The organism is Candidatus Marimicrobium litorale (genome assembly GCF_026262645.1).
Lineage (GTDB): Bacteria > Pseudomonadota > Gammaproteobacteria > Pseudomonadales > Halieaceae > Marimicrobium > Marimicrobium litorale.
Genome location: NZ_SHNO01000001.1, coordinates 1785265 through 1797560 on the forward strand (window position 1 = coordinate 1785265; position 12296 = coordinate 1797560).

Below are 12296 nucleotides of genomic sequence, written 5' to 3' on the forward strand. Positions count from 1 at the left end.
CATGCTGCATGCTCTGCAAAGACACGCGCAATCTATCGATGCGTGATGTATTTTTCTAGCGTTGGGGTGACCTGGCCACCAGCACTGCCAGCGTGCGGGAACACACCTGCCGCTAGACGCGCAAAAACTGTTATTTTTGTCCGTTCTGTTGTGAAACAGCCCGCTACCCGACACGTCGGTCTCCCGCCCGGCCCGCCGTATCCTTGAATTGCAGGTTGGTCAGCTGTTCCGACAACAAACCGATTAGGAACATAATCGCTCCGGTCAGTATCAACAGGGCGGTTCCGTTGGTAAACCTGAACCCGGTGTTGATTACCGTGAGACCATAGTTGAGCAAACCCAGCCCCGCGGTAAATACCGCCAAAGGGAAATACACTTTCAGCGGCGAGTACAGGGTACCCACCTTGAAGATGATCAGCAGGAAACGCACGCCGTCCCGCATTACATTGATATGACTCTTGCCGAGTCGCCTGGACGTTGTAATAGGTGTAAAACCGACGGAATAACCGGCCCGAAAAAATGCCATGGTCGACGTGGTGGGGTAGCTAAAACCATTGGGGAGCATGTAGAGGAAGGTCATGAACTTGCGCCGGTCCACGCAGCGAAAACCGGAGGTCAGATCATCGATGCGGTGACCCACCATCCAGCTGGCGAAACGGTTGTAGAATGCGTTCGCGCTCCAGCGGGCCACGCTGGCCTGCGCCTGCCGTCCGCTGCGGGCGCCCACCACAAGATCGAAACCCTCGCTGATCTTGGCCAACAAGTTACCCACCTGTGCCGCGGCATGCTGGCCATCCGCGTCCATAAAAACAATATAATCGCCGCAGGCCTCGCGCGCGCCCGATTTGATCGCCGCGCCGTTACCCTTGGGATACGGGTGGTTGATCACACACACGCCCGCGTCCTGGCATACCTGCCGGGTATTGTCTGTGGAGCCATCGTTCACCACGATGATTTCAGCGTCTGGATACAACGCGGTCAGTTCCGGCAACAGCAGCGTCAGCCCCTGCTCTTCGTCCCTGGCCGGAATCACAATGGAAATTTTCAAGGGGTTGTCTCCAGATAAAGTGCCATCGTCTGCTGATCCCGACGCGATAGCAGCCCCCTGCTCTGCAGGGTAGTCAGCGCCTCCAACGATTCCGCCGTCGCCTCACGGCTATTCTCAAGGGTGGCAAAATGCAATTTCATCAGCAGGCCTCGTGCGTCCCAGCGTGATTGAATCAGTAACCTGTCAGTGTAGGCGAGCGCTCTATCATACCGCCCAAGCGCGTTCTCCAGTACCGCCAGATCGAAGTATATTTGCGCCGAAGCCCTGCCCTCGGCCTCTGCGTCCAGGTATATCTGCGCCAACCTGTCCGCCAGGCGTATCCTGTCGAACTTGGGACAGCGGTTATCCTGCAGCAAGCGCACAAGGCTTAGCAACGTCGATGCAGAACTCAACGGCCGCCGTGCCTGCTCGACACCAAGATCGTCAATCTGCTGCAGCGTGGGCGGCTGTCTGGCGATGCAATTCAGTGCCAAGTCGCGCACCTGGTAATCGCCCACCAGCTCATTGGAGCCCGCGCCACCGGCACTGGCCTCGAATGCCGCAAGAGAGTAACGGTGGGCCGCCGACAATGCTCCATGCTGCGCCAGTTCTACCGCCATGTCGATATTGGCGCGAGCAGAGTGCGGATGCGCGTTGAGATGGTGGATACTCAGCAGGGAGCGCTGAGACCAGATTTGTGCCTGTGATGAGGTCTGCCCGGCGAGCAACAATGCGCAGAGGCCAAGACACACCAGCAGCGGTGCGGCGGGCTCAGGCAATCGCTTGACCAACAGCGCATAAAAAACACCGAGCACAATCAGCAACCCGATGGCCGGGTAGTAATTGCGGTGTTCGTAATACAGCTCAAGAGAAAGCACCGTGGACTCAACGCTGTGCCCCACCAAAAACCAGGCGAGACCAAAAGCCAGCCAACGCCCCGCCTGCCACCGCAGCAGCACACCGCAAATCAGCAGAAGGGCCGCCCACGCAGCGATAGACCAGGCGGTCGTGATGGGTTCCGTCAACGAGCGGGACAACAGGACATCGTCGTGATAAATCCCCATGCGCTGCACCTGAGGGTTGATCCACTGGCCCACGTAGTCCCACAGGATTCGGCTTTCGGTCAGCAGTCGCTCTTCAAGCGTAAAAGGGCGCCGGTGGAGCCTGTCCGCCAGCCAACCCCAGCGCAGCACAAGAAAACTGAGCAGGCCAGCACCTCCGCTGACGATCAGGCCGTAACTGGTGCGCTGCAGCCAGCGAATGGGTCTGCCTGCTGTGTCCCTGCATTCAAACCACCACACTTCCAGCAGCAGCAGGGTCGGCACCACCACAATCGCGTTCTCCTTGGCGAAAAGTCCAAGCACTAAAAACAGCGGCACCGGCAGAAAGCGCCAATACGCCGCGACACCCGTAACCCGACCGAGCGCGCGGCGCCAGCCGATGTAGCTGATCAAGGTCAGTAGCATAAAGAAAGTGGACAACATCGCCATGCGCTGCACCATGTAGAGAACGGTGCTCACCCACAGTGGATGCATCAACCAGATAGCGCCCAATGCCACGGCCAGGTAGCGATCGCCAGGCACCGCAAGATGCCGGAAAAGCAGCCACAACAGCCAGATAACCAGGCCGCCGTTAGCTAGATGCAGCAGTATGTTGATCGCCTTACTGGTGGCGACACTGCCATCGAGGTACACGCGCTCCGCTACGAAGGTGGCCATGGATACAGAGCGCCCCAGCAGCCCTGACGAATCACCGAAAATATAGTCCAGAGCGAGCTCCGGTTGCGCCTTGAGACCCTCGATCACCATCACGCTGGAGCGGTCGTCCAGCAGCGCCGGCCCGGTGACTCCCGGCCAGTAAATCCAGGCGACGACCGCGCTCAGCACCAGCATCAGCAGTAGGGCCCCTGACGTGCCCTTCCCTGTCATCATGGCTCAAACAGCCGGCGCACTACCGGCAGTTCCCGGCGCCGCGAGTCCTGTTGCATCCAGTCTCCGATCAGCGAGTACGTCAGATCCATGTCCTCCGCCCCATGATTTTGTAACAGGAAGGCGTACAGGCCACGATTACCCTGCCGGGCCGCCGCCATCTCCAGGTAATGGCGCAATGCCTCCCTGCTGATATCGGGCTCCCTCGCCATCATAAGGTACTTAAGCTTCACTAATTGCGGTCGACGGGGGTAGCGCAAGACTATCTCATCAATAATTCCGCCAATGCGCGAAAGATCGGGCCGTCCCGGCGGGCTTGCAGAAAACACCACCAGCGCCTCCAACGAACCCCGATCCGAGGCGTGTAAGCGCTTCACAGGCGCAAGGCGTTCGATCTTTGCCAACCAGTCATTGTCCAGTGCCAACTTGGGGAAATACAGGGTATCCAGCTGATAAAGCATAACCAGGGCGGTGAAGGCGTCCGGTGCCAGCTTGTGCATCCGTTCATAATGAATCCTTGCATTCACTGCCAGCGATAACTGTTCGTCTTCGCTAAAGCCCAGCGCCTCCGCCTGGCCAAAGCGTGCGTGCAGCACATTGCCATAGTAGAAATTCGCCCGGGGCGAGTCCGGGTGATTAATCACGTTGGTGCGGGCAAGCATGAATTCATCACTCCACACCTGAGTGCGCAAGAACAGTTGCAGCGTCAGCACACCCAGTACAGCACTGAGCAGAAGAGGTAACCGCAGCCATGAAAGGCGCCGCGAAATCTCAAAAAGCAACGCCGCCAGCCACAGGCAGACACCGACTGAAGGCAGGTAATTGCGGTGCTCAAACACCATTTCCAGCGGCAACACGGTCGATTCCATCGCATGAGCGACGAGATAAAACAAAAGCGCGAACAACAATAGTGGCTGGCTGCGCCGCAGCAGGAATGCGCCTATCGCGAGGGCTAGCCAAGCCACCAGTGACAAGGCGGTGGTCGCAGGACTGAGCAGGGAGCGCGACAGAGGTATGTCATCGTGAAAGAAACCCATGGACGTAATATTGGGCAACAGGATCCACTCGAGATACTGCCACAACAGCCTCAGCTGAGTGAGGACCCGCTCTTCGAGGGTAAAGCTTCTGCCGCCGTAGCGAGCCGTAATCCACTCGGGAGAGACGATAAACACCAAACAAAGTAACGCCAAGGGCAGCAACAGCACCGCCCATGCGAGACGCTGCACTGCAGCGCGCTCTCGGCCGTTCCATACGCCCCGAAACAGGCTGACTTCCACCACAGCAACCAGCCACAACAGCAAGGCGCCGTTTTCCTTCGACAGAGTGGCTGCCAGGGCCAGCAGCGCTAACCACAAACCCGCCGCCAGCATCTCCCCCACCGTGGCGCCCGCCACGATCCAGCGCAGGCGGTAACGGCAATACAGCAGCAGTCCCGCCACGCTGAACAGGGCCGACAATTGCGCCATGCGCTGCACCACGTATAACACGGTAGACACGTGCAGGGGATGCAACAACCACAGAGCCACTGCGCACACAGCGACGCCCTGAGGGTGAACCCCGCACCGACCCGCAAGGGCAGGCGCCCGCAACAGAGCGAGGAAAAGGTGATAAAGGAGAACACCCGTTAGCAGGTGAATGACAAGGTTCGTCGCCTTGAAGGCCCAGGGTATAAAACCCCCTGCCAGTAAATAGTTAAGCGCAAAGGAAGCCATCGCCACGGGTCGGTGGAACAGGCCGGCGTCATTACTGATCATCGCGCCGCGCCAGTCATCAAATGCCCAACCCTCTATTTGTAACAGGCGGTTATCAATCAGGTTGGGGATATCGTCAAAAAAAAACGGGCCCTGCAAGGCCAGCGCGTAGCAAGCGCCGCACACCAGACACGCCGCCACCGCCGCAAAGCGATAGTGGCTGATCGCGGCGAAGCGGGATATGTGATGTTTAAACTCTGGCATGAGGGCTAAGACTACAGAAAACAACACGTAAAAAAAAACCCGGCAAAAGCCGGGTTTCGTTATGACCGATCAACTCAGAGGTTGATTATCCACGGCAGTTTGCCGGCAGGTATTTCCGCTCAACTGCATCACCGCCCTGGCCATCACCGGGTACGCACGTCCAGAGGACGGAGGCTCCGTTGGTTCCACCTGAGAGCGAGAAAGCAGCCGTCGTGCCAGACGCCCCGCCCCAAATTTCCGCATTGATGTTAGCAACAATATAGATCTTTTCGGGAGTTCCACCGTCCTGATATATATCAAGATCATTCAAGATATCAGACGTTCTGGTCGTCGTATCAACACCGTAAGCGCTCGTGCCGGAAGCATCAGCCGGACCCGCATTTGCCGATATATACTCGGCGACTGTTGTCTTGGCTTCCGCCATGGCCGCCAGCGCCTCAGACATCTTGGAGCGGACGATATAGTCTTGATAGGCAGGCAGTGCAATCGCCGCCAGAATACCGACAATCGCGATCACGATCATCAGTTCGATCAGGGTAAAACCCCCTTGCGCTTTCTTTTGAATAGTCATAATGCTTCTCCGCAGCTTCAGTATTAAACAAGCAACAAGGTCCTGTACCTATGCCGTTGCAAGTCATTCGCTTGAACACACATGCATAGGCCATGCCAACCTGAACAAGAATCGTTGAATTTATTTTAATATTCATCTTATCAGTAGGTTACACCCTTATACAGGTTGAACTTCCCTAGCCAGTTTTCCCGCAGATTACGGTAACGAGTGACAAGGGTTGAAAAAAAGTGACAATTTTCGTCACCTGTGTGCCCGGGGCACGCTGCGAGGCAGTCGACGGGTACGATCATCCTGTCTCACTGATACGGCAACACCCTGCGACAGCGCCGCACAGACCGCAGCAACGGCGAGGCTACCCATCGGGTTCTCTCGACGATGGTAGCCGTCATCAACTGCGTCTCCACGCGTTCGGATCAGCCCGGTTTAAATCGCCGCCAAATCGCCACTTACGGCCGCAACTGGCGTCTGGCAACGCGGGCAGACGGGCACCCATGGCATGGTTTCACCCTTTTTCATTTGCAGGATTTATACCCTAATATACTGCTGTCTGCGGCGCAGACACTGGTTATACTCAGTTTTTCAGATTCATTCGAAACGGGGCGCTTGCTCTGTGGTCGCGAAGGGCCAGACCGTATGAACGACAAGGCAATCGGGCAACTCAGCGGCCTCGCTGGACGTCTCGTCGCGGAATCATTGATCACCGCGGAAGAGGCCGTGATGGCCAATACCAGCGCTGCGGCAGAGAAGATGCACTTTGTGCAGTACCTGGTTCACAAGAGCAGCGTGGATGGCTGGCGCCTGGCTGAATTAGCCTCCCAGGAGTTCGGCGTACCCGTTTTCGATATCGAAGCGCTGGACGAAGAAGCGGTACCGTCCGGGCTGGTTGAACCCTCGCTGGTCAAGAAACATCACGCACTACCGCTTTATCACCGGGGTAACCGCCTGTTTATCGCGGTATCGGACCCCACCAACCTCGCAGCGCTGGACGAGATCAAATTCCACACAGGGATTAATACTGATGCCGTGCTGGTTGAGGAGAGCGCCCTCAGCGCTGCGCTGGAAAAGTGGCTTGAGGCGCAGGACGCACTGTCAGATGGCCTGGATCAGCTGGACAACACCGATTTCGATGATATCGACATCGCCAATGCTGACGAACAAGGTGAAGGCGAAGACGGTAACGATGCTGTCGACGAGACCCCTATTGTTCGCTTTATTAACAAGGTCCTGATCGACGCCATCAAGCAGGGCGCCTCCGATATCCACTTCGAGCCCTATGAGAAAAGCTACCGTGTGCGATTCCGCACGGACGGCATTCTCCAGGAAGTCGTCAAGCCACCGCGCAATCTGTCGGCGCGACTCGCGGCAAGGCTGAAAGTGATGTCGCAAATGGATATTTCGGAACGACGCGTTCCGCAGGACGGCCGTATCCAGATGAAGTTGTCACGCAACCGGGCCATCGACTTTCGCGTCAATACACTGCCGACGCTGTACGGAGAAAAGATTGTACTGCGAATACTTGATGCCTCCAGTGCACAGATGGGCATCGATGCGCTGGGCTACGAGGAAGAGCAGAAAAAAATGTACAAGCAGGTCCTCGACCAACCGCAGGGCATGATTCTTGTTACAGGCCCAACCGGGTCAGGTAAAACGGTATCGCTATACACCGGGTTAAGCATTCTCAACACCGACGAACGCAACATCTCGACGGCGGAGGATCCGGTGGAAATCAACATCGAGGGTATTAACCAGGTTCACGTTAACGCAAAAGTGGGCCTCGATTTCGCAGAGGCTTTGCGCTCCTTCCTGCGCCAGGACCCCGACGTCATCATGGTAGGGGAGATTCGTGATCTCGAGACCGCTGAAATCGCGATCAAGGCAGCGCAAACTGGCCATTTGGTGCTGTCCACCCTGCACACCAACAGCGCCTCGGAGACGCTCGTCCGGCTGCGCAATATGGGTGTACCCTCTTTTAATATTGCCTCCACTGTTAATTTGATCATTGCCCAGCGCCTAGCCCGGCGCCTATGCAAAGTCTGCGCGGTACCGGCGGATCACATTCCCCACGCTACGCTGCTGGAAGAAGGTTTTACTGAGGAAATGCTCAAAGATGCGGAAATTTTACGGCCAGAGGGCTGTAATGAGTGCAATAATGGTTACAAGGGACGCGTTGGCATCTACGAGGTCGTCAAGATTACCCCGGCTTTGTCGCGACTGATCATGGAAGAAGGCAACTCACTGGACATTGGCGAGCAGGCGCGCAAAGAGGGCTTCCCCGATTTACGTCAGTCCGCACTGAAAAAAGTCGCCAACGGACTTACCAGCCTGGAAGAGGCCAATCGCATTACGGTCGACTAGACCCGAAAAAGGCTGAAGACATACAGGGGCGCAGCACAGCATGGCAACCACGGCTATTAAATCGGATATCTTTTTGTGGAGCGGCACGGACAAGACGGGCCGCCAGAGCAAGGGTGAAATCGAGGCCGCCAGCCAGCCGATGGCCAAGGCACAATTGCGCCGTCAAGGCATCACGCCCAAGATTGTGCGTCGCAAACCCAAGGCGCTGTTTGGTGGTAAAGGCAAGCCCATCAAGGCCGCGGACATCGCACTGTTCACCCGTCAGCTCGCCACCATGATGAAAGCGGGCGTGCCGCTGGTGCAGAGCTTCGAAATCTGTGAGGAGGGAATGGAAAAACCCCGCATGCAGGAAATGGTTCGAGACATTCGTCAGGATGTGGCCGCCGGCAATGGTCTTGCACCCTCGCTGGCAAAGTATCCACGGCACTTTGATGATCTTTTTTGTTCGTTGGTGGGCTCTGGCGAGGAATCCGGTACCCTTGAGACCATGCTTGACCGGGTCGCGACCTACAAGGAAAAGACCGAGCAACTCAAAGCTAAGATTCGCAAAGCGATGACCTATCCCTCGGCCGTTGTCATCGTGGCCATTGTTGTCACTGCGATCCTGCTGATTAAAGTCGTACCGGTATTCGCGCAGACCTTCCAAAACTTTGGTTCCGAATTACCCGCTTTTACCCAGTTCGTGATGAATATCTCTGAATTCACCCAAGAATGGTGGATCCTGATACTGGGCGGCATCATCGCGACGATTTTTGGTATCCGCGAGGGCAGGCTGCGCTCGGTTGCTTTTTCAGAAGCCGTCGACAAGTTAATGCTCAAGGCGCCGGTGGTTGGCGGAATCGTGCACGACTCGGTCATCGCTCGATTTTCCCGCACGCTGTCAACGACGTTTGCGGCGGGGGTGCCGCTGGTAGACGCCTTGAACTCAACCGCCGGTGCGGCGGGCAACTCGGTATACGCCAAGGCCATTCTGCAAATCCGCGACGATGTCACCACAGGTACCACGCTCTATAACTCGATTAAAGCGACCGGGCTGTTTCCGACCATGTTGATGCAAATGGTCTCCATCGGCGAGGAATCGGGCTCTCTCGACGATATGCTGGGCAAGGTCGCCACGCACTATGAGGAGGCGGTGGACAATGCGGTAGACAACCTGAGTTCACTACTGGAACCGATCATCATGTCCGTTCTCGGTGTGCTGGTGGGCGGGTTGCTGATCGCTATGTACCTGCCTATTTTCATGCTCGGTTCTGTTATCTGAGACACTGACAGGGACTATCTGCGATGCCGGAAACAGCCATACCGCTGGATTGGCTTGTGCCAACGGCACTCCTTGTCCTGGGACTCACAGTGGGAAGTTTCCTCAATGTAGTCATCTACCGACTGCCTCTGATGATGGAAACCCGCTGGCGCCGCGACTGCTGCGAGCTGCTAGAAATCGACCAGGAAAAACAGGTCGAACGCCTCAATCTCGCAACGCCCAACTCGCACTGCCCCCAGTGCAAAGCCCCGATAAAACCTTGGCACAACATACCCGTTCTCAGCTATCTGATCCTGCGGGGTAAATGCGGAACCTGCGCTCAACACATCCCCGCGCGCTATCCTATTTTGGAACTGACAACCGGTCTTCTGACGCTGACCCTGGCCTGGTATTTTCCACTGTCACTCGCTCTGCTTGGCGCCGTTCTGTTTACCTGGGCCCTCGTCGCACTCACCATGATTGATGTGGATCATCAGTTACTGCCAGACGACATCACCCTGCCGTTGTTATGGACGGGGTTGCTATTCAACCTGACGGGCGCCTATGCCGGGCTGGGTGATGCCGTCATCGGTGCCATGGCCGGTTACCTGACACTGTGGACGGTCTATCAGGTCTTCAAGCTGCTAACGGGCAAGGAGGGTATGGGCTACGGCGATTTCAAGTTGCTGGCGGCACTGGGCGCCTGGATGGGCTGGCAGATGTTGCCCGTCATCATCCTGCTGTCCTCCGCAGTGGGCGCGATAGTGGGCATCGCAATGATGGTTATCAAGCGTCGCGGCAGGGATATTCCCATTCCCTTCGGTCCTTATCTCGCAGCGGCGGGCTGGATAGCCCTGCTCTGGGGCGACACCCTAATGGCGAGGTACATGGGCGCCACGGGGCTAAACTGATATGGCGCTGGTAGTCGGAATCACCGGCGGAATTGGCAGCGGCAAGTCTGCCGTCACCGACCGCTTCGAGAACCGCGGGATTACCGTGGTAGATGCGGATCGTGTGGCCAGGGTCGTGGTGGAGCCAGGGAGCCCGGCCCTGCAGAAGATCGCTCAGCACTTTGGCGCAGACATACTGCAAACCGACGGCTATCTCGACAGGGCCGCGCTGCGCCAACGCGTATTTTCCAACGACGCCGACCGGCAATGGCTGGAACAACTCACACATCCACTGATCGGTATGGAAATCCTGGCACAGGTCGAGAGGTCAGAAAGTCCCTACACCCTGCTCAGCTCTCCACTCCTGCTGGACACCAGCCAGAAGGCACTGGTTGACTACGTGGTCGTGGTCGATGCCCCCGAAGCCCACCAGCTGGCGCGCACAATGCAGCGTGACGCCAACGACGAAGCCCAGGTAAAGCGCATTATGGCCGCCCAAATGCCACGCAAAGACCGCCTCGCGCTCGCCGATACCATCATCGACAACAGCGGCTCGCTGGAACAACTGGATGAGAAGGTCGAAGCACTGCACAGGGACTTTCTGCACCGGGTGAACTCTCAGGACTAGGCCGCAAAAGCCGGCGGTGGCGGACAGTCTGTAACGCTGGTCACTGAATACCTTCAGGCATCAGGAAGCAGTTTTTCGATAGCGGCAATAATCGGTCTATTCGCCTCGGGAAACGCATACCCCGCAAGTTCTGCAGGTGCTACCCACTTCATTGGCTGGCCCTCCACGGCACAGGGTGTGCCGCTGAATTGCCAGACAACGTGCACATCCAGTCGCACCACCTTGTCACCGTAATCGTGGCGTATTTCGAGCAGGGGTGTCGTCCGCCCTATGCTAATAGCCAGTTCCTCGTAAAGCTCCCTGGCTAGCGCAACCTCAAGGGATTCACCGAGCTCTACCTTGCCGCCGGGAAACTCCCAAAGCCCCCCCTGGTGAGAATCCTGGTGACGTCGTGTCAGGAGAATATTGCGATCGGCGTCCAGGATGACACCCACTGCCACGTGCACCGGGGCGTCAGGTACGGTATTCGGCATTGATACGCACGTAATCGTAAGACAGGTCCGTGGTCCAGACAGCGGCCGTCCGGGTGCCCCGATCCAATTCAACACGGACTACAATCTCATCCGGGGCCATCGCCTTAGCACCCTGTTCCTCGGTATAGGAAGCCGCCCTGCAGCCGTTTTCCGCGATCAGTATCTCGTTCAGGTAGAGCTGAACGCGGGCCACATCCAGTTCTGCCAGGCCGGCCCGACCAATCGCCGCCAGCAATCGACCCCAGTTAGGGTCGCTGGCGAACAAGGCTGTCTTGACCAAGGGTGAATGGGCAATGGTAAAAGCAACCTCCAGGCACTCGGATTCGCTGCGGCCACCGTTGACCTGCACCGTCACAAATTTTCCGGCGCCCTCGCCATCCCGCACAAGGCCTTGTGCAAGGGCAATACACACCTCCTCCACCGCATTTCTCAGCGGCTGATAAAGCGCAGCCTCTCGACTGGCCAGCATCGGATTATCCGCCCGGCCTGTTGCCAGCAACACACAGGCATCATTGGTAGAGGTATCCCCGTCGACCGTGATGCGGTTAAAGGAGATATCCACCAGTTCGCCTAACATCTCCTGCAGCAGTGCCTGCTCAACCGCGGCGTCGGTGGCAATGTAGGACAGCATGGTCGCCATGTTCGGTCGAATCATACCCGCGCCCTTGGCAATACCGGTCACCACGTAAGACTGCCCTTCACAGGTAAACCTCACGCTATGTCCTTTGGGCCGCGTATCCGTGGTTAAAATACCGTTGGCCGCCGCCGCCCAACCCTCCTCAGCCAGGCCGGCCAGGGCTGACGGCACGGCGTCCTGTATGGGCACTACGGGCAAGGGCTCACCAATAACCCCGGTAGAGAACGGCAAAACCGTGCTGACATCAATACCCGCGTGGCGTGCCACGGACGCAACACAGGCGCGGGCAGCAACAAGGCCAGGCTCTCCCGTCCCCGCATTGGCATTCCCGGTATTGATCAGCAGGTAGCGGGGCGCGTTTTCGCTGGCTTGCAGGTTCTCCCGGGCCAGGGTCACTGGTGCAGCGCAGAAAGCGTTACGGGTGAATACGGCAGCGCAGCGCGTACCCTGCGCCAACTCAAACAACACAAGGTCCTTGCGACCCGGCGTTTTGATACCTGCGGCCACCGCAGCCAAGCGCACACCGGGCACGGGATGCAGCGTCGGCAGATCGTCAGGGCCTACTGCCATGGTCTGTACGCCCCTGCCAACA

10 protein-coding genes are annotated in these 12296 nt (G+C 57.5%); 4 read left to right on the top strand and 6 right to left on the bottom strand.

The genetic code is table 11. The annotated features are described in order from the left end of the window. Positions 1-163: 163 nt before the first annotated feature. The 4 genes from EYC82_RS07935 to EYC82_RS07950 form a co-directional block, all read right to left on the bottom strand. Entirely contained in the window at positions 164-1048 is an 885-nt protein-coding gene (locus EYC82_RS07935; protein WP_279249004.1) for a glycosyltransferase family 2 protein, read from the bottom strand. Continuing rightward, positions 1045-2958, bottom strand: a complete 1914-nt coding sequence (locus tag EYC82_RS07940) for a hypothetical protein (protein ID WP_279249005.1) — start codon at positions 2956-2958, stop codon at positions 1045-1047. Before EYC82_RS07940 ends, EYC82_RS07935 begins: the two co-directional genes overlap by 4 nt. Next, entirely contained in the window at positions 2955-4910 is a 1956-nt protein-coding gene (locus tag EYC82_RS07945) for a hypothetical protein (protein ID WP_279249006.1), read from the bottom strand. The genes EYC82_RS07940 and EYC82_RS07945 overlap by 4 nt, the downstream gene beginning before the upstream one ends. A gap of 85 nt (positions 4911-4995) precedes the next feature. After that, the gene (locus EYC82_RS07950; RefSeq protein WP_279249007.1) at positions 4996-5481 is read right to left on the bottom strand and encodes a pilin; all 486 of its coding nucleotides are present in this window, start codon (positions 5479-5481) and stop codon (positions 4996-4998) included. 633 nt (positions 5482-6114) lie between these two features. On the opposite strand from EYC82_RS07950, the gene pilB reads away from it, so the two are divergent. Genes pilB through coaE form a run of 4 tightly spaced genes read left to right on the top strand, consistent with a single transcriptional unit; the run spans position 6115 to position 10594 of the window. Beyond that, a complete protein-coding gene (pilB, locus tag EYC82_RS07955) occupies positions 6115-7836 on the top strand; it encodes a type IV-A pilus assembly ATPase PilB (protein ID WP_279250666.1) in 1722 nt (573 codons plus the stop codon). Between the two features lie 40 nt (positions 7837-7876). After that, entirely contained in the window at positions 7877-9097 is a 1221-nt protein-coding gene (locus tag EYC82_RS07960) for a type II secretion system F family protein (RefSeq protein WP_279249008.1), read from the top strand. Positions 9098-9120: 23 nt separating this feature from the next. Beyond that, complete coding sequence (locus tag EYC82_RS07965) at positions 9121-9987, top strand: prepilin peptidase (RefSeq protein WP_279249009.1); 867 nt, start codon at positions 9121-9123, stop codon at positions 9985-9987. A 1-nt stretch (position 9988) separates the two neighbouring features. Beyond that, positions 9989-10594 (top strand): dephospho-CoA kinase, encoded by a 606-nt coding sequence (coaE, locus tag EYC82_RS07970; protein ID WP_279249010.1) that lies wholly within the window; start codon positions 9989-9991, stop codon positions 10592-10594. Positions 10595-10647: 53 nt separating this feature from the next. On the opposite strand, the gene mutT is transcribed toward coaE, so the two are convergent. Continuing rightward, positions 10648-11067: an 8-oxo-dGTP diphosphatase MutT gene (mutT, locus tag EYC82_RS07975; RefSeq protein WP_279249011.1), complete on the bottom strand. Its 420-nt coding sequence runs from the start codon at positions 11065-11067 to the stop codon at positions 10648-10650. After that, a complete protein-coding gene (gene argJ / locus EYC82_RS07980; protein ID WP_279249012.1) occupies positions 11048-12274 on the bottom strand; it encodes a bifunctional glutamate N-acetyltransferase/amino-acid acetyltransferase ArgJ in 1227 nt (408 codons plus the stop codon). The genes mutT and argJ overlap by 20 nt, the downstream gene beginning before the upstream one ends. Between the last annotated feature and the right edge of the window lie 22 nt (positions 12275-12296).